The sequence below is a fragment of the Pseudarthrobacter sp. AL07 genome (assembly GCF_029960665.1).
Lineage (GTDB): Bacteria > Actinomycetota > Actinomycetes > Actinomycetales > Micrococcaceae > Arthrobacter.
In genome coordinates, this window is the sequence record NZ_JASBRB010000002.1 from 95,780 (window position 1) to 117,538 (window position 21,759).

General features: G+C 64.7%; 19 protein-coding genes and 3 tRNA genes. 7 read left to right on the forward strand and 15 right to left on the reverse strand.

All coding sequences use genetic code 11. The features are described from left to right. The first annotated feature begins 342 nt into the window (after positions 1 to 342). Complete coding sequence (locus QK290_RS02470) at positions 343 to 2,961, forward strand: AAA domain-containing protein (protein WP_282329349.1); 2,619 nt, start codon at positions 343 to 345, stop codon at positions 2,959 to 2,961. 53 nt (positions 2,962 to 3,014) lie between these two features. Here the strand turns inward: QK290_RS02470 and QK290_RS02475 are convergent. From QK290_RS02475 to QK290_RS02495, 5 genes are all read right to left on the reverse strand, one after another. After that, positions 3,015 to 3,088, reverse strand: a tRNA-Ile gene (locus QK290_RS02475). Between the two features lie 141 nt (positions 3,089 to 3,229). Next, positions 3,230 to 4,426 (reverse strand): glycosyltransferase, encoded by a 1,197-nt coding sequence (locus tag QK290_RS02480; protein WP_282329157.1) that lies wholly within the window; start codon positions 4,424 to 4,426, stop codon positions 3,230 to 3,232. A gap of 129 nt (positions 4,427 to 4,555) precedes the next feature. After that, positions 4,556 to 5,464: a DMT family transporter gene (locus QK290_RS02485; protein ID WP_282329158.1), complete on the reverse strand. Its 909-nt coding sequence runs from the start codon at positions 5,462 to 5,464 to the stop codon at positions 4,556 to 4,558. Further along, positions 5,464 to 6,087 carry a CDP-alcohol phosphatidyltransferase family protein gene (locus QK290_RS02490; protein WP_282329159.1) on the reverse strand — a complete coding sequence of 208 codons (624 nt, stop codon included), beginning with the start codon at positions 6,085 to 6,087 and terminating at the stop codon, positions 5,464 to 5,466. The genes QK290_RS02485 and QK290_RS02490 overlap by 1 nt, the downstream gene beginning before the upstream one ends. A 39-nt stretch (positions 6,088 to 6,126) precedes the next feature. Further along, positions 6,127 to 6,981 carry a phage holin family protein gene (locus QK290_RS02495; RefSeq protein WP_282329160.1) on the reverse strand — a complete coding sequence of 285 codons (855 nt, stop codon included), beginning with the start codon at positions 6,979 to 6,981 and terminating at the stop codon, positions 6,127 to 6,129. 183 nt (positions 6,982 to 7,164) lie between these two features. Here QK290_RS02495 and QK290_RS02500 point away from each other — a divergent pair, with 183 nt between their 5' ends. From QK290_RS02500 to QK290_RS02510, 3 genes are all read left to right on the forward strand, one after another. After that, positions 7,165 to 8,394 carry a multidrug effflux MFS transporter gene (locus QK290_RS02500; protein ID WP_282329350.1) on the forward strand — a complete coding sequence of 410 codons (1,230 nt, stop codon included), beginning with the start codon at positions 7,165 to 7,167 and terminating at the stop codon, positions 8,392 to 8,394. A 30-nt stretch (positions 8,395 to 8,424) separates the two neighbouring features. Then, positions 8,425 to 8,604 (forward strand): hypothetical protein, encoded by a 180-nt coding sequence (locus QK290_RS02505; protein ID WP_282329351.1) that lies wholly within the window; start codon positions 8,425 to 8,427, stop codon positions 8,602 to 8,604. 104 nt (positions 8,605 to 8,708) lie between these two features. After that, positions 8,709 to 9,116, forward strand: a complete 408-nt coding sequence (locus QK290_RS02510; protein WP_193340161.1) for a hypothetical protein — start codon at positions 8,709 to 8,711, stop codon at positions 9,114 to 9,116. Positions 9,117 to 9,167: 51 nt separating this feature from the next. Here QK290_RS02510 and QK290_RS02515 read toward each other — a convergent pair. From QK290_RS02515 to QK290_RS02540, 6 genes are all read right to left on the reverse strand, one after another. Further along, positions 9,168 to 9,240: transfer RNA gene (locus tag QK290_RS02515), tRNA-Asn, on the reverse strand. A 125-nt stretch (positions 9,241 to 9,365) separates the two neighbouring features. Then, positions 9,366 to 9,438: transfer RNA gene (locus tag QK290_RS02520), tRNA-Asn, on the reverse strand. Between the two features lie 66 nt (positions 9,439 to 9,504). Then, positions 9,505 to 11,436: a DNA primase gene (gene dnaG / locus QK290_RS02525; protein WP_282329161.1), complete on the reverse strand. Its 1,932-nt coding sequence runs from the start codon at positions 11,434 to 11,436 to the stop codon at positions 9,505 to 9,507. Positions 11,437 to 11,488: 52 nt separating this feature from the next. Next, positions 11,489 to 12,778, reverse strand: a complete 1,290-nt coding sequence (locus tag QK290_RS02530) for a deoxyguanosinetriphosphate triphosphohydrolase (RefSeq protein WP_282329162.1) — start codon at positions 12,776 to 12,778, stop codon at positions 11,489 to 11,491. Further along, entirely contained in the window at positions 12,771 to 13,949 is a 1,179-nt protein-coding gene (dusB, locus tag QK290_RS02535; protein ID WP_282329163.1) for a tRNA dihydrouridine synthase DusB, read from the reverse strand. Before dusB ends, QK290_RS02530 begins: the two co-directional genes overlap by 8 nt. Before the next feature lie 95 nt (positions 13,950 to 14,044). Then, entirely contained in the window at positions 14,045 to 15,508 is a 1,464-nt protein-coding gene (locus QK290_RS02540; protein ID WP_282329164.1) for a YibE/F family protein, read from the reverse strand. Positions 15,509 to 15,588: 80 nt separating this feature from the next. Between QK290_RS02540 and QK290_RS02545 the strand changes: the two genes are divergently transcribed. Both QK290_RS02545 and QK290_RS02550 read left to right on the forward strand, forming a co-directional pair. Beyond that, positions 15,589 to 16,329 carry an alpha/beta fold hydrolase gene (locus tag QK290_RS02545; RefSeq protein ID WP_282329165.1) on the forward strand — a complete coding sequence of 247 codons (741 nt, stop codon included), beginning with the start codon at positions 15,589 to 15,591 and terminating at the stop codon, positions 16,327 to 16,329. Further along, on the forward strand, positions 16,326 to 17,141 hold the full coding sequence (locus QK290_RS02550; RefSeq protein WP_282329166.1) for a DUF1295 domain-containing protein: 816 nt from the start codon (positions 16,326 to 16,328) through the stop codon (positions 17,139 to 17,141). The genes QK290_RS02545 and QK290_RS02550 overlap by 4 nt, the downstream gene beginning before the upstream one ends. Positions 17,142 to 17,206: 65 nt before the next feature. Here QK290_RS02550 and QK290_RS02555 read toward each other — a convergent pair whose 3' ends face one another. From QK290_RS02555 to QK290_RS02565, 3 genes are all read right to left on the reverse strand, one after another. Further along, the gene (locus QK290_RS02555) at positions 17,207 to 18,235 is read right to left on the reverse strand and encodes a GNAT family N-acetyltransferase (protein ID WP_282329167.1); all 1,029 of its coding nucleotides are present in this window, start codon (positions 18,233 to 18,235) and stop codon (positions 17,207 to 17,209) included. Between the two features lie 2 nt (positions 18,236 to 18,237). Further along, complete coding sequence (locus QK290_RS02560; RefSeq protein ID WP_160678738.1) at positions 18,238 to 19,623, reverse strand: glycine--tRNA ligase; 1,386 nt, start codon at positions 19,621 to 19,623, stop codon at positions 18,238 to 18,240. A gap of 133 nt (positions 19,624 to 19,756) precedes the next feature. Next, positions 19,757 to 20,782: a DMT family transporter gene (locus tag QK290_RS02565; protein ID WP_282329168.1), complete on the reverse strand. Its 1,026-nt coding sequence runs from the start codon at positions 20,780 to 20,782 to the stop codon at positions 19,757 to 19,759. A gap of 33 nt (positions 20,783 to 20,815) precedes the next feature. On the opposite strand from QK290_RS02565, the gene QK290_RS02570 reads away from it, so the two are divergent. Continuing rightward, on the forward strand, positions 20,816 to 21,049 hold the full coding sequence (locus QK290_RS02570) for an RNA-binding S4 domain-containing protein (RefSeq protein ID WP_111906389.1): 234 nt from the start codon (positions 20,816 to 20,818) through the stop codon (positions 21,047 to 21,049). Between the two features lie 48 nt (positions 21,050 to 21,097). Here the strand turns inward: QK290_RS02570 and QK290_RS02575 are convergent, their stop codons facing one another. Then, positions 21,098 to 21,748 carry a phospholipase gene (locus QK290_RS02575; protein ID WP_282329169.1) on the reverse strand — a complete coding sequence of 217 codons (651 nt, stop codon included), beginning with the start codon at positions 21,746 to 21,748 and terminating at the stop codon, positions 21,098 to 21,100. Positions 21,749 to 21,759 lie beyond the last annotated feature (11 nt).

Consider the following 21,759-nt stretch of genomic DNA (forward strand, 5'->3'; position numbering starts at 1 on the left):
CCCCGGAAGTTCATTAAGTTACTGGTGAGTAACTTACCGCATCGGCCTTACCCTCCGCAACGGTGGCGATGGAAGGAAGCTGGACCTGCAAACGCCCAGACGGTCGAACGGTGCAGCGAACTTCGATAACGTCGGGTGCAAGGATGTTGCATCTTTTTACTTGGGGGAATTGTATTGACTGACCCGCGCCGCGAGGCCGTTCTCATCCGGAGCAGGGACCAGCCCGGATTTCACGACAAAACCTCGCAAGTTTTGGATTACGTTGCCGCCGCCGACTTCACCTTCGTTACATTCCAGCCAGCCAGCAGACCGCGGAAATACAGGTATTCGGCCCAGAACGTCATGATTCTGCGCCACCCGACACGCGAACCCATTGAGGATAGGGACTGTGTCAGCATCCGTGGAGATCCCGTGCAGGGAGTGACGGAGGTGTGGCGTTTTGACGGTCCCGGCCAGAGCTGGTGGCGCGTTTTCTCCTTAACCAGTGGACGCGAAGACTATAGGACATGCAGGCACGACGAGATCAGCATTGTCCACGCTGCGGAGGACGCCACCGAAGCTTACGACGTCCTCAACTACTGGCACCACGTCGTTTCCCATCTCGGGCAGGACGATCCATTGCGCCCCCTATACAAGAACTTTCGGGCCGTCCCCCAGGGGAGCATCCTCGATCTCTACCTTCGCGGCGAAGCCCTGGATGCCTCGGCGGAAATCGGGGAACTTGTTTTCCCGTTTTCGTCAAACCTCAGCCAGCGCGAGGCTCTGATGAAAGGCCTCACCCATCGTATCTCGGTCATCGACGGGCCGCCGGGAACAGGAAAGACGCAAACAATACTGAACCTGGTTGCCAACATCATCCGTTCCCCGGGGACAACTGTGGGCATTGTGTCTTCCAATAATGCCGCGGTGGAAAACGTCCGCGACAAGCTCGCGCGGGAAGGGCTCGGCCACGTCGTTGCAGACTTGGGGCGTAGCGACGTGAGACGTAAGTTCTTCGCGGGACAACACACCGAAAACGTCGAGGTGCAACGCCAAGCCGGGCGCTCAGCTGTGTCCTTGCCAGCAGCCGGTCGGATTTCGGAGCTCGACAAGCAACTCCAGCACTTGCAGGTGATGGCCCGGGAGCTGGCTATGCGGCGGCAGGAGCTGGATGCCTACAAACTTGAACGGCGTCACTTCAGCCACCATGTCGACAGTCACGAACTGCCCTCGCTTCCGGCATTGACACTCCTGAAGCGGCCGTCTAACCGTATCCTCGAATTCCTCGCCCAGACAGCGGCCGTTCCAGCGAATGAAAGTCCCCTCAAAAGAGTTTTTCGACGGTTCAAGAGCCGTCTTCGATATGGATCCACGAAGCACATCGATCCAGACAACACAGACGTAGTCCTGCGTCTCCAGGCTGCTTTCTACGACAGTAAAATTGCGGAGTTGGAACAGCAAATCGAGCGAGCGAAAGCGCAGCTCGATCAGAATGACTGCCCCGGTCTCGAAGACGAACTGAGGCACTTGTCACGACAAGCGCTGGACGCCAGTCTGTACCAGCGCTATTCCGGTGGCCGGTCTCAAGGCTATTCGGACGACACTTATCGCCGGGACTTCAAGAACTTTGCCAACGATTATCCAGTGATCTTGAGTACCTGCCACTCGCTACGGCGAAGCATCCCGGCTGGCTTCCTGCTGGACTACCTGATCATCGATGAAGCGTCCCAGGTGGACCTTCTAGTCGCGGGCGTGGCGCTTTCCTGCGCACGGAACGTCATCGTGGTGGGCGACCTGCAGCAGCTACAGCACATAGCGGATAAGGGTGCATCCGAGCGCGCCCGGCCAGCACCTGCGCCAAGTTACGACTATGGGCGGCACAATATCCTGTCCTCAATCATCGAGCGCTTCGGCACCGGCCTCCCCCGGACAATGCTCCGGGAGCACTACCGCTGCGACCCTGCCATCATCGATTTCTGCAACAAGAAGTTTTACGGTGGGCAACTCGTTCCGTACACGGTCAGTGACCCGGACAACAAGGCGCTCATAGTGGTACGCACAGCTAAGGGAAACCACATGCGGCAGCACGTGGGCGGTCGCACCAACCAGCGGGAAGCGGACGTTATTGCAGAGGAAGTCCTGCAAGAGCTCTGCTCAGACACACGGCCTGAAGACATAGGTGTGGTCACGCCGTACCGTCTGCAAGTGGACAAAGTGGCGGAAGCCCTCGTCAACACCATCCAGGCTGACACCGTCCACAAGTTCCAGGGCCGCGAGAAGGAAGTCATCATCATGAGCACGGTCCTGGACGAGACCAAAAACGGACGTTTCGGGGTTGAATTTGTGGATAACCCGCAACTGGTCAACGTGGCGGTATCCCGGGCGGTCAAACGGTTCATTTTGGTGACGAATTACGACATGCTGCCGGCCAGCCGTCATCTCCGCGATCTGGTCCAGTTCATCCAATACCAGGATCCCGAGCACGGCGTGTTCGATAGCGCAGTCGTATCTGTATTCGATCTCCTCTACAAGGAGTACTCGGCGGTGCTCCGGCCCTTGGCTGTCCGCCTTCAAAACACGTCCAAGTTCGCTTCCGAAAACATCGTGTGGACGCTGCTCCTCGAAATTCTTGCCGAGGCAACCTACACGGATTTGGCCGTTGCTCAGCAGGTCGTTTTGCGCAATCTGCTCCCCGACCTGTCCAGGCTCACGGCCCAGCAGATGGCCTACGTGCGCAACCGCGCCACGGTGGACTTCGTCATATACAACCGCATCACCAATGTGCCTGTCCTCGCTGTGGAAGTTGATGGTTTTGCCTTCCACGAGGCTGATCCTTTGCAACGAGTCCGGGACGGCTTCAAGGATGCGATCTGCCTCGCGCACGGCATTCCGCTCCTGCGGCTGCCAACCACCGGGAGCGGCGAAGAACACGTGATCCGCCAAAAGCTCGCCACAGCCATTCTTGACCAGGAATCCGTCTGAGACACGTATGCCCTCCGGTTTGCGTGAACGCAGACCGGAGGGCATACACACAGTAGGGCTACTCGGACTTGAACCGAGGACCTTAGGATTATGAGTCCCGCGCTCTAACCAGCTGAGCTATAGCCCCCCGCCCCTGCCAGCGTGGTCTGTGGACGACTTCAGCTTCAGCAGGGCAAAAACACTCTAGCAAACAGTGGCGGGCATCCGGACCACGCAGCCAGAAAGCCGGGCCCCGGCCAGGATGGAGCGAGCGGCTGCCAGATCGCAGTCAGAGCGCTTTATCGTCGTAGGTTGCACCCCGGTAGAGGTCCTCGAAGGTCTGCAAAGTACCCTCGATGCTGTGCGGTTCAACCATCCGCCGGCTGGCCTGGCCCATTGCCGCCCGTTCGTCGGCCGGCAGCTGGAGGATCCTCGTGATCTTGGCTGCGAGGTCGTCGCTGTCGTTGGGTGTGAACAGGTAGCCGTTCTCGCCGTCGCGGACCAGGTGCGGCAGTGCCATGGCATCCGCGAGCAGGACGGGAGTGGAGGCGGACATGGCTTCGAGGGTCACCAGGGACTGAAGCTCAGCGGTCCCCGGCATGCAGAACAGGTCTGCCCTGATGTAGGCCTCACGGAGGTCTTCGTCGCTGGCCAGTCCCAGGAATTTCACCCGCTCCCCCATTCCGAGCCGTTCCGCCTGCGCTTCAAGAGCCGCGCGGACTTCGCCGCCGCCCACAATCTCCAGGTGGACGTTGAGCTCTTCGGGCGTCTTGGACACGGCATTGATCAGCACGTCCACGTGCTTTTCCTCGGCCAGGCGCCCCACAAAAACCACTGTCGGATGGGCGTGCGGTTCGATAACTTCGCCTGGCTTCAGCTCGTAGGCTGCGGAGTCGATGCCGTTGGAGAGTGGCAGTACCTTATGCAGAAAAGCGTGCTGGTGCATGGCCTTGGCGGCCAGGGGTGTGGGCGTGGTGACCACGTCAGCCTGGCCCATGACCTTGCCCATGTCCTTCCAGGAGATCTTGCCGATGATGTCCTTGAACCACTGCGGGAACGGCAGGAACGGGTTCAGGTTCTCCGGCATGAAGTGGTTGGTGGCCACAATTCTGATGCCCCGCTTCCCCGCTTCGTAGAGCACGTGCTCGCCGATCATGTAATGGCTCTGGATGTGCACTACATCGGGCTTGATCCGGTCGAAAAGGAGGCCGATCTCCTTCTTGATTTCCCAGGGGAAACAGATGCGGAAGTATTCGTGAGTGAAGACCCCGTGCGAGCGGAGCCGGTGCACGGTCGCCTCGGAGCGGAACTCGGTGAAGCTCGCACCGTTGTCCGCCCGGCAGGCCAGCACATGCACATCGTGGCCTCGGCCCGTCATACCCTTCGCGAGCCGGTAGCTGAACTGGGCGGCCCCGTTGATGTGGGGCGGATAGGTATCCGCGGCAATCAGTACGGTCAGGGGTCGCTGGTCAGAGGGCGTTGTCACGTGGAGAGCTCCTGAAGGTCACGGCGCGGGCAGCTGTCGCTGGCTGCACCGGTGGGCCGCCGGCAAGGTAGCACGGGGCCTCTTAGTGAAAATCGGCTGGTCATGAAGTGGGCTGGTTGGGAATACAGGCTAGTGGGACGCCCTGCCCGCCGCCTTCCGCGCATCTTTCCTGCGCTTAGTGACCTCGGGATGGTGCCTGGAAAGGGCGATCACCCCCACGATAGCAAGCGAAGCAGCCGTAGCCATGGCAATCGCCATCACGGCGTGGACGTCCGGGCGCAGCTCACCCAGGATCACGATGCCGATGGCGATACCCACGATCGGGTCGATGACAGTCAGCCCGGCGATGACAAGGTCCGGCGGGCCGCCCGAGTAGGCGCTCTGCACAAACCACGAACCCAGGCCACCGGCCGCTGCGATGGCCACCACCGAATACCACTGGACATTGAGCAGTGCCAGCCCGTTCGGATCCAGCAGGTGTTTGCCGATGATACGTGTCAGGACCGCGACGAAGCCGAACAGCATGCCGGCGCCGAGGATGTAGACAAACGCGCCCATCCGGTGCCGGAACATGACCGCCAGGGTGCCGAATACGCCGACTGCCAGTGCCAGCAGCAACACGATGGTGAGCTCGTCCTCCTGGTTCACGTGGTGGTTCTCCTGCGTCACGTTGACGGCAAGGAGGACAAAGAGTGCGGAGCCGGTCACGCAGGCCGCGATGGACACCATGGTGGCCCGGTTGATGGTGATGTCCTGGTCCCGGGCGTTCACCACCGTGGTAATGACCAGCGCAATGGCGCCGATCGGCTGTACCACCGTCAGCGGCGCGGAGACCAATGCCACCGCGTTCATTCCCATCCCGACGCACAGCAGGAGTAGTCCCAGAACCCACCGCGGATTGCGGAGCAGACGGAGGAATCCATGTGAACTCAGCGCCAGCCCGCCGGTGTCAGCTTTGACTGCACTCCCCTGCTTCTGCGCTCCGAAGGCCAGGCAGAACGCTCCAAACACCGCCAGCAGAACGGCCACCCACACCATCAGCCGGTGCCGCCGTCGTGATGGGACTGCTGACGGCCCTTGCGCAGAATGGCCCAGAAGTAGTTGTAGGCGGCAATCCAGTGGCCGGCAAGCCCGAGTCCCAGCACGATCCAGGCGGCAACGTACAGCGGCCCGGCAACCGGGGTGTCCAAACGCGACAGGACCAGCAGCGGTGTGCCCAGGAGCAGTAATCCGGTGCGGACCTTGCCCACACGGCTCACCGGCAGGTCCGGATGGCCCCCGAAGTAGGAGAGTGTCAGCAGCAGGAGCACGGCGTCCGGCACCAGGAGTGCGGCCAGATACAGCCAATGGACGACGCCGGCAATCACCAGGGTGACCGCCACCGCGATCAGGGCAAGCCGGTCCGCCAGCGGGTCCATGACCCGGCCGAGCTTGGACGCCTGGTCGAAACGGCGGGCCACGTACCCGTCAATCCAGTCGGTTCCCGCCATAACCACCAGAACCACAGCGGCGGTCCCATACTCCTTTTGGGCCAGGACCAGCCAGACAAAAAGCGGCACGCCCATAAAGCGCAGCACCGTCAGGGCGTTGGGGAGTGTGAAAACGCGGTCGTGGTCAATTTGCGGGCGGCCGGGTCGCGCGCCAGCGCCAATGAACCTCAATCCGCCCCCCTTCCATAGTTCCCAGTGTGATGTGTGTTGTCAGGGGTTCCGGAGCAGCCTGCGCAGGAGCACCACAAGGATCGTCGCGGAGGCCGCAAGGGCGGCAAGCGGCTTCCAGCGCACGCCGGCGCCGTCCCGGGAGCCGGAGAAGGCAGCGAACTTCTGGCTGGCCGCGGCCGCGCCGTGTTCAACGGCAGCCTTGCCCTCCCCGAGTCTCTCCTTGGCAGCGCCGAGCACGAACATGGCCTGCGGCTTGATGTCGAGCTCGGTATCCAGCTCGTCGCGGACCTGTGCCAGGTGCCGCCGGCGTTGTTCGAGGCGGCGGTGAAGCTCGGGCTCGGACGCGTGCGGGAACTCCTTCTTATGCGCCTCGGCCTTGGCGTCCTTCTCGGCCTTGGCCTTCGCGGCTGCTTCGTCCTTGGCAGCCTTCGCGGCCTTGGCCTCCGGGCTGGCAGGATCAAGCAGTTCGGCGTTGAAGCCCGAGCCTTCCTTGGCGATGCCGAGATCGTGTTTGATCCCGCGGATGGTTTCGGCCGGGACCAGGGGCATGGCCTGCTTGAATTTGCGGAGGCCGATCAGGGCACCGATGAGGGCGATGACCAGGAACAGAGCGCAGACGAGCAGCGCGGCCAGCCACGCCGGCATGATGGTGGCCAGGCCCATTATGGCGGCCACGATGAGGCCCACCACAAGAAACGCCACAAAAAGAAGCGCGACGGCGAAGAACGCGGCGGCGACGCCTACCTGGATGCCCTTGCGCTTGAGCTCGATCTTGGCGAAGGCGATTTCATCGTTGAGTTGGCGAGGGGCCAGGCGAAAGAGTAGTTTCAGCGTCCTGGGCAGCGCGGTGATCCGCAATCCCTGGCTGGTGCGCCCGGTGTGACGTCCGCTCATCGGTTCCCGCCTAACTTGTTGCGTAGTCTGCTGCCTGGTCGATTCGGCATCCGTGTGCTGTGGGAGCCCGCGGCAGCACGGTCCCGCCCCCAAAACTATCATTCCGGTCCGGGGCAAACTTCCTGGTTGGCCCCACGGCGCGCCCGCAACCCCGGAAAGACGGAACTTCCGGGCCTAGGATTGATCTCCGTGACCACTCACTCGAATCCGGGCGATTCGCTGACCCGACGCCGGAAACTGCTGTACATCCTCCTCCTCGGTGCACTCACCGCGCTGGGCCCTTTCACCATCGACCTATACCTGCCTGCGTTCCCGGCACTGGAAGCGAGCCTGGGGGTCACCGAGGCCCAGGTCCAGCTGACACTGGCCGGCACTACCGTGGGCTTTGCCCTCGGCCAGCTGGTGGTGGGCCCGTTCAGCGACAAGTTTGGCCGCCGGCTCCCGCTGATCCTGGCCACGGCACTGCACATCGCCTCCTCCGTGGGAGCAGCCCTGTCCACCGACATCTCTACGTTGGGCTTCTTCCGGGTGCTCATGGGCGTGGGGGCTGCGGGTGGCGGTGTGGTGGCCATGGCAATGGTGCGGGACCTGTTCTCCGGCTATGCCATGGTCCGGATGTTCTCGCGCATGGCCCTGGTGAACGGACTGGCTCCGATTCTGGCCCCGGTGATCGGATCGCAGCTGCTGCTGGTGATGCCGTGGCCGGGAATCTTCGTGTTCCTGGCCGGTTACGGCACGCTGGTGATCATCGCCGCGCTCGTCCTGGTCCGCGAAACATTGCCACCGGAAAAGCGCGGGCTGACCGGCATGACAGCCAGCCAGCGGTACAAGGTTCTTTTCACCGACCGGATCTTCGTGGGCCTCCTGGTGGTGGGCGGCATGAACTTCGCCGGCCTCTTTACTTACCTGTCCGCGTCGCCGTTCCTGTTCCAGGGCATCTACGGGTTCTCGCCGCAGGAATACGGTCTGTTGTTCGGCATCAATTCCCTGGGCATTGTGGCTGGCGTCCAGATCAGCTCCAGGCTCATCCGTATCGTCCCCCCGCAGTGGATCCTTGCCTGTTCCACAGCCTGGATGTTCCTCATGGCCCTGCTGATTGTGGTCTTTGACCAGGCCGGCCTGGGACTTTGGGGCGCAATGGTTCCGCTCTGGTTCTACATCATGGGCACTGGCTTTACGTTCCCTTGTGTCCAGGTGCTGGCTTTGAGCAGCCACGGAGCACAGGCCGGGACGGCTGCGTCGCTCCTGGGCGCCGCGACGTTCCTGATGGCCGGCCTGGTGTCACCGGTGGTGGGGTGGCTGGGCATCACCAGCTCCACCCCCATGGGCGCCGTGCAGGCCGCCTGCATACTGATCGCGATAGCTGGCCTCTGGCTGATCGTCAGGCCGCGCACCGTGCCCTCGATCCACTGAACCCGTCGATCACTAATTCTGATGAAACGCATAGCACGCAAGCCGCACCGCAACCCCCGGGGACTGTTCCTCGGGGCAGTGCTGGGCGGCGTGGCCGGTTACTTCCTTGGGCGCGTGTTCGGCAGTGGCGCCCTAGGCATAATCCTGGGTGCGCTGGCCGGTGCTGCCCTGCTGTACCGGGTTAACCCGGGCCCTTGGAACCGCCCGTAGTTGTGGGGGTCTGGAGAGCCGTTGTGACCCGGCGCCAAATCGCGGGTCACCGAGGAGGGGCCAACCCCTGCCGCTGGGGTGCTTTCCCACGATAAAATAGATCCGTGCCCAGCTGGCAGTTCTCCCCGCCGCCCCCGGCCACATGGCAACGTTGCGACTCAGGCATTTTGCCCTTGTGGTGGGACCGGCTGTGCGCCCAAACCGGCGAGCAGTCCGCAGCCCTCTATGCCGCCGGACTCTTCACGGACGACCGACGGCGGCCTATCGCGCAGTGGTTCAACGCAGCCTTCAGCGCCGCCCTCCTGGTGGCCCCGGAGACGTCGCCCGAATGGCCGGTGCAGCGGTTCGGCATCTTCTACGCACCGCCGGCCTCCGGCTTCGTCCGGGTGCACTCAGCAGCCCATGAGTGGCATCCGCGGGAGCCCCGCAAGTTCCCAACCGAGCAGGACGCCTTCCGCGCAGCCATTACCGAAGCGGAGTGCTTCCTGCAAGTGGAAATGGACTTTGTCTGATGCAAAAAATCCCCGCCCTCAGAGATGAGGACGGGGATCTTTGTTTGTTTGCTCCTCCTGCTGGACTTGAACCAGCAACCCTTCGATTAACAGTCGAATGCTCTGCCAATTGAGCTAAGGAGGAATGAAGCAGGTATGACATTAGCAAAGTTTTCCCGGGAATGGGAAATCGACGGCAGCACAGCATCGCATACCCGCCCCGGGTATAAAAAAATCCCCGTTCCGGAGACCCGGAACGGGGATTGTGCGCTCCTCCTGCTGGACTTGAACCAGCAACCCTTCGATTAACAGTCGAATGCTCTGCCAATTGAGCTAAGGAGGAATGAAGCGGGTACCAGCCTAGCAAACACCGTGCGGGGAAACGAAATCGGAGTGGAATCGGCGCGTTTCAGGCGTCCGAGCGCAGTGCCCGGCGTTCCATTTCGAGCATCATCAGTTCCCGCTGCAGTTGCTGGATCCGGTCGTGCTCGGAGCCTGGGTCGAGTCGCTGCAGCTGGCTCATCTTGTCCGCCTTCACGCGCGTGATCTGGAGTTCAAACAGCGCAGTGAGAATGCCTCTGCCGTACTTCTGGACTCCCTCGGCGGTGCTAGCGGGCAGCGGCACCACGGACAGTTCGGACACCAACGGCCGCAGGGGTTCCGGGACTTCCTCCATCACCTGGCCCACCCAGCGGGCGGGGTCGCCGATCAGCTCGGGGCCGGAGGCGCGCATCGCATCGTGTACGGCCAGGAAGGCGGGCGTGATGAACCGGGCCCCGGAGAAGCGCTCCCAGATGCCGCCGCCCAGGAGCGCAGGCTCCTGCAGCGCCACCTCGAGGGCCTGCCGTTCCATGGAGGCCACGGGGTCCCGTGGGTCGGGCCGCTGATAGGAAGGGACAGCGCCCGACGTCGGACCGGCAGCCACGCCGGGCCCGCCCGCCTGGGCGGACCCCAGCTGAGCCGCCGTACCGGCTCCTGAGGGCGTCCCAGGTGCAGCCGGCCCGCCTGCGGCGGCACGCTTCATGGCGACACCAACAGCCCGGCTGACATCTTCAACCGAGATGCCAAGCCAGCCGGCCAGTTCCCGGGCATACTCGGGCCTGATGGCTGCGTCGCGGATCTGGGCCACCACCGGAGCCGATTCCCGCAGCGCGGCCACCCGGCCCTCTACGGTGTCCAGGTTGTGGCGCCTGAGCGTGGCCTTGATGGCAAACTCGAACAGCGGCCGGCGCGTGGCGATCAGGTCCCGCACGGCGGCGTCGCCCCTGCTTTGGCGCAGGTCGCACGGGTCGGCGCCGGTGGGCTCCACGGCCACGTAGGTCTGGGCGGTAAAGCGCTGGTCTTCCTCGAAGGCGCGCAGTGCCGCCTTCTGCCCGGCGGCGTCACCGTCAAAGGTGAAGATAACCTCTCCCCCGGTGCCGTCGTCCGACAGCAGGCGGCGGGCGATCTTGATGTGCTCGGTGCCGAACGCCGTGCCGCAGGTGGCCACCGCCGTCGGGATTCCGGCCAGGTGGCAGGCCATCACGTCCGTGTATCCCTCAACCACCACAAGCTGGCGGTCTTTGGCGATACTGCGCTTGGCGAGGTCGATCCCGTAAAGCACCTGGGACTTCTTGTAGAGCGTGGTTTCGGGGGTGTTGAGGTATTTGGGGCCCTGGTCGTCCTCATACAGCTTGCGGGCGCCGAAGCCGATGGTGTCGCCGGCGATGTCGCGGATGGGCCAAATGAGCCGGCCGCGGAACCGGTCATAAATGCCCCGGTTCCCCTCGGAGAACATCCCCGTCAGCTTGAGCTCCTGGTCTGTGAAGCCACGGCCGCGGAGGTGCTTCAGGAGCGCGTCCCAGCCCTGCGGCGCGTACCCCACGCCGAACTGCTCCGAGGCGGCGCGGTCAAAGCCGCGGCCGAACAGGAAGTTCCGGCCTTCGGCGGCGCCGGGCGTCAACAGCTGGGCGCGGAAGAACTCATCGGCGATTTTGTGGGCATCCAGCAGGCGCTGGCGCTTGCCCACTTCCTCACGGTTGGGGCCGGTGCCGCCGTCTTCGTAGCGCAGTTCGTAGCCGATGCGGGCAGCCAGTTTTTCCACGGCCTCATGAAATGAGGTGTGGTCCTGTTTCTGCACGAAGGCGATAACGTCCCCGTCTTCACCGCACCCGAAGCAGTGGTACCTGCCCACCTGGGGGCGCACGGTGAACGACGGCGACCGTTCGTCGTGGAAGGGGCACAGGCCCTTGTACGTTCCCAGCCCGGCACCCTTGAGCGTGACGTAGCCATCAACCACTTCCTTGATGTCCGTGCGCTGGCGTACTTCGTCTATGTCATCGCGTTTGATCAGGCCAGCCACAGAGCCATCCTAGTCCCGGGGAACACCAGTGAAGGCCGCCCTATGGCGTCTGTCACCACAGCGACGGCAGGCTCCCCACGAGGCGTTCGTACATAGCCAGCGCCGAGCCGTCTGTCAGCGACGCCACCTGGTCGATGACCACCCTGAGCCGTGCGCCGTCGTCGGGCGCGTCCCGCCAGTCAGCCGCGAACATCGGCTCCAGGTGACGGTCCCCCGTGGCGTTCAGGGCAGTGACCAGAGCATGCAGCACCTCGCGCTGGCGCTCGTAGATGGGCTGGCGGTGTTCGGTGGTCATCACAAACGTGGTGGCCAGGCCCTTCATCACCGCGATCTCCATGACCGTCTCGTCCGGGACCATCAGCTCGGCGCTGTACCGGGTGAGGTTTTCCGGGCCGTAGACGGCACGGGTGGTCTCCAGTGCGCTCTGGCAGAACCGGCCGATCAGCTGGCTCGTCATGTTCTTCAGGGCGGCCATGGATTTGCGGCTGCCGTCGGCCTCGCGGACCCACACGTCGGTGGCTTCCAGCCGGGCCAGGGCAGCGTCGATCGCGGCGGGGTCGTTGTGCGGGAGGTACCACTGCTTGGCATAGCCCACCACACGGGCCCGGTGGTCCGGGTTATCCATCCAGCGCAGCTGGAAGTGCCCGGCCACGATCGCGTCCTCGACGTCGTGGACGGAATACGAAATGTCGTCGGCAAGGTCCATGACCTGTGCCTCCAGGCATGATCGGCGTTCCGGCGCGCCCTCCCTGATCCAGTCGAAGATGGGCAGATCGTCCTCGTAGGCGCCGAACTTGCTGGTGCGCTGACCGTGGATCACCGGCGCGTTCAGCGCGGACCAGGGGTATTTCGCCGCCGCGTCCAGGCTGGCCCTCGTGAGGTTAAGTCCGGCCGGGCGCCCGTCGGCGGCCAGAACCTTGGGCTCCAGCCGGGTGAGGAGCCGGAGGGTCTGGGCATTGCCTTCGAAACCGCCGATGGCATGTGCCACCTCGTTCAGGGCGGACTCGCCGTTGTGGCCGAACGGCGGGTGCCCCAGGTCATGGCTCAGGCAGGCGGTGTCCACCACGTCCGGGTCACAGCCCAGGGCGCGGCCCAGTTCGCGGCCCACCTGGGCGACTTCGAGGCTGTGGGTCAGCCGGGTGCGGACGAAGTCATCCGTATCCGGGGCTACCACCTGCGTTTTCGCGCCGAGGCGGCGCAGCGCCGAAGAGTGCAGCACCCGGGCGCGGTCCCGCTCAAAATCGGAGCGGTAGTTGTTTTTGGGCGGTTCCTCCACCCACCGGGCGGAATCGTGGGCCTCGTAGCCGGGCAGGGCCTGTGCCGTGGTGCGCGTCTCAGCCACCGGAAACATCCAGTTCCGCGGCAGAGATGTCCCGGGACTGCGCTGTGTTCAGGGCACGGGATTCCAGCCAGTCCTTGGGCAGCGCCGGTTTCTTGGGCGATCCTGCCCTGCCGCGCGGGCCTTCGGCATCCACGCCGGGGTACGGCGAGTCCAGGTCCAGCTGGCTCAGGGTCTCGCGCAGTACCTCCAGGCTGGACACCATGGCCAGTCTGGTCCGTAGTTCGCTGCCCACCACATAACCCTTGAAATACCAGGCCATGTGCTTGCGGATCTCCCGCAGGGCCTTGCCCTCGTCACCGAAGGTTTCCACCATCAGCTCAGCGTGCCGGTAGACGCTCTCGGCCACCTTGTGCAGGTCCGGCTTGTGGCGGACCTCGCTTCCTTCGAAGGCCGCCATGAGGTCACCGAACAGCCACGGGCGTCCCTGGCAGCCGCGGCCAACCACCACGCCGTCCACACCGGTTTCCCGGACCATCCGCACAGCGTCCTCCGCGGACCAGATGTCGCCGTTGCCGAGGACAGGGATGTCCGGCAGGGCTTCGCGCAGGCGGGCGATCGCAGACCAGTCTGCCTGGCCGGAATAGAACTGCGCCGCGGTGCGGCCGTGAAGCGCAACAGCGGCCACCCCGGCATCACGGGCGATCCGGCCGGCGTCGAGGTACGTCAAGTGGTCCTCGTCAATGCCCTTGCGCATCTTGATGGTGAGCGGGACATTGCCCTTGGACGCTTCCTTGACCGCAGTCTGGACGATCGAGGTGAAGAGATCGGTCTTCCAGGGCAGGGCGGACCCGCCGCCGCGCCGGGTCACCTTGGGAACGGGACAGCCGAAGTTCAGGTCGATGTGGTCCGCGCGGTCCTCTTCGACCAGCATGCGCACTGCGTGGCCTACCGTAACGGGGTCCACGCCGTACAGCTGGACGGAGCGGACCTTTTCGTCGTCGTCGTGCGAGATGATGCGCAGCGACTCGGGGGTGCGTTCCACGAGGGCGCGCGAGGTGACCATTTCCGCCACGTACAGGCCGCCGCCGTATTCACGGCACAAACGACGAAAAGCGGAGTTGGTGATGCCCGCCATAGGAGCCAGGATCACGGGGGTGTCCACCGTGAGGGGGCCCAGCTTCAGGGGCGGGAGTTCCAGCTTGGGGGCGGGAGGCGTTGCGGTAACAGTCACCTGTCCATTGTCGCAAAGGCGGGCAAATCGGCGAGCCACGCCATGTGGACACGCCCTTTGGAACTCTCCGGCAGCGCCGGGCGGCCAGCTGCCGTTCAGCCGCGGTCTGCGCGGCGCACCCTCCGGGCGAGGACAGGATCGTCGGAGTCTTCCGTGGACTGCCGTGACCGTCTCTCGAAGGCGGCCGCCGGGAGCGCCCCGGTAACGCCGACGTCGTCCGCGTTAATGGAGTCGGCGCCCCGGGTGCCGTTTGGTCGGCGGTCTTCGTCCGGGATGCCGACGGCGGGCTGACCCACCGTCCGGACGCCGGTGGCCTTCACCACCAGCACGGCGATCAGCGTGGTCACAGGGATGGCGAGGACCAGGCCAATGGAGCCCACAAGTGTGCGGATGACTTCTTCTGACAGCTCGGCACTGGTCAGGGTGTCCCCCAGCGGCCGGTCATACAGCATCACAATGATCAGGATGGGCAGGGCTGCACCGGCGTAGGCGAACGCGATGGTGTAGACCGTGGAGGCGATGTGATCCCGGCCGATCCGCATGGCCGAGGTGAAGAGCTTGCGGGCACTGGTGCCGGGGGCCAGCTCGTAGAGTTCCCAGACGGCGGACGACTGCGTGATGGTGACGTCGTTGAGGACACCAAGGCCGGAGATGATGAGGCCGCAGAGGATCACTCCGGAAATGGAGATGTTGGCCGAGGTATTGATCAGGGTAGTGGCGTCGTGGCTGCCCACGCCGGCCAGGTTGGCGGCGTCGGTGGCCCAGGCAGCAAGCAGCGCCGTGATGCCCAGGCCGAACATGGTGCCCAGCAGCGCCGTGGACGTCCGCGCTGAGAATCCGTGGGCAAAATACAGGACCCCGATCATGATCACCGTTGACCCCACCAGGGCCAGCAGCAGCGGAGGCTTGCCCTCCACCAGCCCCGGCAACATGAAGCCGGCAAGGACGAAATACGCGCCCACCAGCCCCAGCAGTGCCCGGAGTCCGCGCCAGCGTGCCACGGCGATTACCACCAGGGCATAGAGGAGCGCCAGGATCACGATGGGCAGGGTCCGGACGAAGTCAACGAAGATGTACGCCGGGGTCCCCTGCGACGCCGCGGCACCTTGGGCGTTCGAAAGGTTGAGGTACCTGATCTGGTCACCCGGCTTCACGCCGTGGGACTGCGCCACGTCAGGATTGATCACTACTTTGACGGGGCTGCCGCCCCGGTCCGGTTCCGTAAAAGCAAACATGCACTCGGAGCCGGCGGGGGCAGGCTGGCCGCTGGTGTCCGCGGGCGGGCTGGCGGTTGTGGAGCCCTGGAAGCAGCTTTCTTCCACGACGCTCTGGATCTTGCCGGTATCAAACGTAACGCCGGGCGCCGCCGAGTAAGGGCTGGCGAGGGAGATCCCCGCTTGGGACCCGGACGGCCACAGCATGGCCATGCCAACCAGGGTCAGCAGCGTCAGCGGCACCAGCACGGCTGCCAGGATGCGGTTTGCGTTCCGCCGGGCAGCAATCGCCTCGGCTGTCGGCTCCGAATGATCTGTTGAAACGTGGGAGTGACCGGAGCCCATCAGCAGTTGAACCTCATACCTTGCACTCTACGTCCGGCGCCTTAGGGTTGATAAATGGCATGAACCGAGAGGAACCACACGTGACGGACCGCAGCACTCAATTTCACACCAACGAACCTGCTGCGAGGCGGGAAGCGGCACTCACCGTACTGCCGTCCGCGGGGACAACGCGCGGCGTGGCACTGGTCCTGCACGGGGGCAAGGCACACAGCTTTGAGCCCGTGGAGGCTCGCCACCTGAGCCCGCTGCGCATGATCACGTTCGCCCGGCATCTGCACCGTGCCGGGAAGGACCATGGCCTGGCCGTGTGGTCCCTGCGGAACAGCGTGCGGGGCTGGAACGGGCCGGACAGGTCTGCACTGCAGGATGCCCGCTGGGCCCTCCAGCAGATCAGTGCGCAGCACCCTGGCGTTCCCGTGTATCTGGTGGGGCACTCCATGGGCGGCCTCACCGCAGTGAGTGCCGCGGACCATCCGCAGGTGGATGCCGTAGTGGCGCTGGCCCCTTGGCTCAGCCCGGAGACACCTGCCACTCCGCTCACTGGGCGCAAGGTCCTGATTGTCCACGGCACCGGAGACCACATGACCAGCCCGTCCCAGTCCCTGGCCTTCGCGCGCCGGGCCACCGGGACAACAGCCTCCATGCAGTATGTTTCGATCCACGGTGCCGGTCATTTTATGGTGCGCCGCGGCCGTCTGTGGCACACGCTGGCCACCGGCTTTGTCATGACGGCCTTCGCCGCGAGCACCGGATTCACACACCCCGTCTCGCGCTCGCTGACTGAACTGGCGCCCGTGTCCTCCGCTGAAGTGGCCCTATGAGCCCTTTCCCCTGGCCGGAGTTCGCCGCGTCACTGCCCTGGACAGCGCTGGCGGTCCTGGCAGTCCTGGCGCTGACGTTTGGTGTGGCCGTGCGGCAGGGCCGGCACGCGGTGATGGACGTCGCCTGGGGCCCTGGCTTCGTGGCGGTGGCCGTCGTGTCCTGGTTCCTGTCCGCCGGATCTGGCGACGACACCCGCAGGTTCCTGTTGCTTTTCCTGTCGGCCCTGTGGGGGTTACGGCTCGGTGCCCATATTGGGTGGCGGGCACGCGACGGACACGAAGACCCTCGGTACAAGGCCCTGCTGGAACCTGCGCCCGGATCCAGGAACGTCTATGCACTTCGCCGTGTATACCTGCCGCAGGGCGCGGTGATGTTCTTTGTGTCCCTGACGCTGCAGGTGGGGATGTTCGCCACCGGGCCTGTGGCGTGGGTGGCCGTGCTCGGCATTCTGCTGTGGATGACGGGGTTTGTGTTCGAAACCGTGGGCGACTGGCAGCTGGCCCGGTTCAAGAAGGACCCGTCCCGCCGCGGCACGGTGCTGGATACCGGTTTGTGGCGATACACCCGGCATCCCAACTATTTCGGTGATGCAGCCATCTGGACGGGGCTGTTCCTCATCACCGCAGACTCCTGGCCGGGCATCCTGACTATCCTCTCAGCGGCGCTGATGGTGTGGACGCTGGCGGGGAAGACCGGGAAGCCCCTGACGGAAAAGGCGATGTCCGGCCGGCCCGGCTACCGGGAATATGTCGAGGCAACCAGCGGCTTCATCCCGTGGCCGCCCAAACGCCGGCGACTGCCCCCAAACTGACTCGCAGTTAACGTCGCCATTTCGCGTTGTGAGAGCGTTAACTGCGAGTCAGTTGGGTACGGGGGTCAGTCCGAGACGACCAGCGTGTCCGCGCCGGCCTGGCGCGCTTTGCCGGATTCCAGCAAGGGCTCGACGGCGGCGCGCAGCGCGGCCATCGAATCGTCCAGTTCCAGCATGACCGGGTGCTGGTACGCGAGGAGCGAGAGCAGGTCACGGACCGCAGCGGCGGCGTCGTCCGAGTCCAGCGCGGGTTCGTGGCCCACAAACACATCCGTGGCCTTGGCGCCCTGGGCAGACGCGTCCGCCGCCGGGTCCTGGGCCGCCTCCGCATAGCTCACCGCAAAGGCGCGGATCCGGCCCTTCTTGCTGGGCGAAACGGCGGCGCCGAACGCTGACCCCGGCTCTACGCGCAGCACCAGCGCACCGTGGGCGCCAGTGAGGTCATCCAGGAACAGCTTCTGCACCTGCCCCACCGACAGCACGCCCGGCGAATCCCAGCCGTGGATGGATGTGTAGTACCGCCCCACGACGTCGGTCAGCTCAACGGAGCCGGTAGCGAGGTCCATCACGACGTCGGAACCGGCGTTTTCGTCGTTGGCCGGCCCGCCGCCGTCGTTCTTCGCAGGGAACACCGGCAGCTTCAGGGCGCCCGGTTCCACCACCACGAGACGGGAACGCTGGATGGGCGCAAGCCCGAACGCCTCGGCGAACGCGGCCCCGGCAGTGCCCGGCTGCACCTTCGCGCGCAACTTGGTAACGCCCGACGGCGCCTGCTCGGCTTCGCGGCGCAGCATGGTCAGGAGCGTGGCACCGATGCCGGCGCGGCGGTGATCGCGCGCTACCTCGATGTAGCTCCACAGCCGTTCCGGGTGCAGCGAGGCTTCGTAGACAACGCCCGCCGCCACCGGAATGCCAACGCCGTCAATGACGTCCTCGGCCACGATGCAGCGGCGCCACGGCGTGCCGTCCGTGCCTCCCGAGGAGACGGCCAGAGCTCCACGGAACTGCCGGGCCTGTTCGGTCTCCGGGCCGCCCCAGATTTCCAGCAGCGTCAGGTCATCGCCCTCAAGCCATTCGCGGTATTCGATGGCCATGCTCAGGCGCCGATCAGGCGGGCGGCCAGGTAGCCTTCCACCTTGTCCAGTGAGACGCGTTCCTGGCTCATGGTGTCGCGTTCGCGGATGGTCACTGCCTGGTCCTCAAGGGTGTCGAAGTCCACGGTGATGCAGAACGGGGTGCCGATCTCATCCTGGCGGCGGTAGCGGCGGCCGATCGCGCCGGCGTCGTCGAAGTCGATGTTCCAGTTCTTGCGCAGCTGCGCGCCCAGGTCTTTGGCCTTCGGCGAGAGGTCCTCGTTGCGGCTCAGCGGCAGCACCGCAGCCTTAACGGGAGCCAGTCGCGGGTCAAGGCGCAGGACGGTACGGACGTCGACTCCGCCCTTGGCGTTCGGTGCCTCGTCTTCGGTGTACGCATCCACCAGGAACGCCATGAAGGATCGGGTCAGGCCAGCGGCCGGCTCGATCACGTACGGGGTGTAGCGCTCGTTGGTGGCCTGGTTGAAGTAGCTCAGGTCCTGGCCGGAGGCCTTGGAGTGCGTGGAGAGGTCGAAGTCGGTGCGGTTGGCGATGCCTTCGAGCTCGCCCCATTCCGAGCCCTGGAAGCCGAAGCGGTATTCGATGTCCGTGGTGCCCTTGGAGTAGTGGCTCAGCTTTTCCAGCGGGTGTTCGAAGAAGCGCAGGTTCTCCTCCCGGATGCCCAGGCCGGTGTACCAGGACATACGCTCTTTCATCCAGTACTGGTGCCACTCTTCGTCCGTGCCGGGCTCGACGAAGAACTCCATCTCCATCTGCTCGAATTCACGGGTGCGAAAGATGAAGTTGCCGGGTGTGATCTCGTTGCGGAAGGACTTGCCGATCTGGCCGATGCCGAAGGGCGGCTTCTTGCGGGACGTGGTGAGCACGTTGCTGAAGTTCACAAAAATGCCCTGGGCCGTTTCCGGGCGCAGGTAGTGCATTCCTTCCTCGCTGGCCACCGGGCCGAGGAAGGTCTTGAGCAGGCCGGAGAATTCCTGGGGTTCTGTCCATTCGCCGCGGGTACCGCAGTTGACGCAGGCAATGTCCTTGAGGCCGTTTTCGGCAGGGCGGCCCTTCTTTTCCTCGTACTCTTCTTCGAGGTGGTCGGCACGGTAGCGCTTGTGGCAGGAGAGGCACTCAACGAGCGGGTCCGAGAAGACGTCAACGTGGCCGGAGGCTTCCCATACCTGGCGGGGCAGGATGACGGAGGAATCCAGGCCCACCACGTCCTCGCGGCCGCGGACCATGGACTGCCACCACTGGCGCTTGATGTTTTCCTTCAGCTCAGCGCCGAGGGGTCCGTAGTCCCAGGCAGAGCGCGAGCCTCCGTAGATTTCACCGGCCTGGAACACAAAGCCCCTTCGCTTGGAAAGGGAAATGACCTGGTCGAGTACGGATTTTGCTGCCATGGTGGACTCCAATTTCTACAGGGCCGCTGGGTGCGGTCCGCGGGTATCTGGCCCCGCTGCACGTGGGTGCATCACCGCTGGGTGCGGGCGGGGCGGGCGAAGGAACAAGATGCAGAGAACTGCGTGTCCTAGCCTACCGGCCACTGCCTCCGGAAGCTGCCTGCCTCCGGAAGGCGCCCCGCGGCCACGGCAGGGTGGCCAGGATGATGGCGGCCAGCGTCAGCAGTGTGCCCAGGACGGTGGCCGGGGCCACGATGCTTCCCGGAGCCGGCACCAGAAGGTCCAGCCCCAGGGAGCCCAGGAGCTGTCCGGCGATCATGCCGAGCCCGGTCACCAGCACTCCCAGGCTCCGGACCAGCAGCGCACCCAGGCCGATGAACACGCAGCCCATGGGTCCGCCCAGGTAGTACCACCACTCCGCCGGCAACGGATTGCCCGGTCCAACAACGGCCACCTTGATGGCCAAGGCAATCCAAAGGAACACCGCGCCGGCCACGAAGTTCACCAGCGTGGCGGCGATCGGCGAACCGTAGTGAACCGTCGCCGTCCCGTTCATGGCCTGTTGGAAACTCATCAGGAACCCGGCCAGGACCGGCAGGATCAACGGCAGGACCAAGGTTTCCAGGCCGCCGGCTCCGTCCGCGGGAGCACCCGGGGAACCCGGCGGGCCGGCCAGCCGTGGCGAAACCGCCCAGGCGACGGCGGCTACCGTCAGCACGCATCCGATGATCCGCAGGGGAGTTACGGCCCGTTTGCCGGCCGGACCGATGCCCAGCCGGTCCACCAGCAGCCCGCTCAGGGTCTGCCCGGTCACGGCGGCGACGGTAAACAGTGCCACGCCCAGGATGCCCACGGTGAAGGACTGCGAGAAAACAAAAAGGGCGCCGATGCCGCCGGCCAGGACGTACACGGGCGGAAAGGCCCGGGACCGGACCGCCGGCAGGATCCTGGCGAGACCGGCGCGGCCGCTGGGCAGGATCAGGGAGATCAGGATCATCACCACCAGGCCGATGCTGAAGCCCACCACGGCCGCAGCGATGCCGTCGTTGAGCCGGACGCCGAGGGCACCGTTGATCCGGCCCTGGACGGGAATGGCCAGTCCCGCGACGACGGCCAGCGGGAGCCCCGCGAACCGCGGCAGCCGGGGGGTGTGGGTCATTGGATTCACCTTACGTCAGGCATTATTACTTGTATGAGCAACCAGGACATTCAAGAGATCCCCATCCGCGACAGCATGATCCGTCTTGGCCAGCTCCTGAAGCTCGCCAGCCTGGTGGAGGACGGCGTGGAAGCCGCTGAGCTGATCAAAAACGGCCTCGTCAAAGTCAACGGCGCGATCGATGACCGCCGGGGACGACAGCTGCACAACGGCGACACGGTCACCGTCAACGGGCAGACCGTGAAGGTTGTGGCCCCCGAAGCCTGACAAGCGTCAGCGGTCGGCGGCACTGTGCCGCCGACCGCCGTCGTACGTTTATTTATTCAGCACCTCGTGCGTCAGAAACTCGGAGACGTGCCCGATTTCCTGCTGGTTGATGCCATGCCACATGCCCGCATACAGCACCTTGGTGAGCTTGACGTGCCCCCGCACCCAGCCCATGGTGTAGTCAATTTTGTCGGCTGAGATTACGGGGTCCTGCTGGTCCCGGCCCCAGAAGAGCGGCACCGTGCCGTCCAGTTCGCCGTCTTTGAAGGCGGGGTCGCCGTCCGCGTTGACCACAAAACCGGAAAGCCCGACGACGGCGGCGTAGTCAGCGGGGCGCTGCCGGAGCAGCGTGGTGGCCATGGCCATTCCCATGGAGAAGCCGAACAGCGTCACCGTCGGGTGGTCGGCTTTGACGGTGTCAATCCAGTCCTGCACGTACATGGCTGCGGCCTTGACGGCGTCGAGCGTGTATTCGATGGAAGCCGTCAGCGGGAACCATGTAAACCCGGGGCCGGTCACCAGGGGCGCCCGGAGTGAGGCAACAACAAAATCCTCGGGAAGCATATCCGCCAGGCTCAGCAGGTCCTGTTCGTTGGCACCGTAGCCGTGCAGCAGCACCAGCAGCGGCTTCCCGGAGCGCTGGTCCTCCGGCCGGGACCACAGAACAACAGGAGCGGGAAATACTTGGGCGTCAGTCATGGTTTCCATTC

Excerpts from the sequence above, each read along its gene's own strand:
- QK290_RS02565 (WP_282329168.1), bottom strand. The coding sequence starts at position 20,782 with ATGACCCACACCCCCCGGCTGCCGCGGTTCGCGGGGCTCCCGCTGGCC.
- QK290_RS02555 (WP_282329167.1), bottom strand. The coding sequence starts at position 18,235 with ATGGCCATCGAATACCGCGAATGGCTTGAGGGCGATGACCTGACGCTG.
- QK290_RS02470 (WP_282329349.1), top strand. The coding sequence starts at position 343 with ATGATTCTGCGCCACCCGACACGCGAACCCATTGAGGATAGGGACTGT.
- QK290_RS02540 (WP_282329164.1), bottom strand. The coding sequence starts at position 15,508 with ATGGGCTCCGGTCACTCCCACGTTTCAACAGATCATTCGGAGCCGACA.
- QK290_RS02575 (WP_282329169.1), bottom strand. The coding sequence starts at position 21,748 with ATGACTGACGCCCAAGTATTTCCCGCTCCTGTTGTTCTGTGGTCCCGG.
- QK290_RS02485 (WP_282329158.1), bottom strand. The coding sequence starts at position 5,464 with ATGGTGTGGGTGGCCGTTCTGCTGGCGGTGTTTGGAGCGTTCTGCCTG.
- QK290_RS02560 (WP_160678738.1), bottom strand. The coding sequence starts at position 19,623 with ATGGCAGCAAAATCCGTACTCGACCAGGTCATTTCCCTTTCCAAGCGA.
- QK290_RS02570 (WP_111906389.1), top strand. The coding sequence starts at position 20,816 with ATGAGCAACCAGGACATTCAAGAGATCCCCATCCGCGACAGCATGATC.
- QK290_RS02550 (WP_282329166.1), top strand. The coding sequence starts at position 16,326 with ATGAGCCCTTTCCCCTGGCCGGAGTTCGCCGCGTCACTGCCCTGGACA.
- QK290_RS02495 (WP_282329160.1), bottom strand. The coding sequence starts at position 6,981 with ATGAGCGGACGTCACACCGGGCGCACCAGCCAGGGATTGCGGATCACC.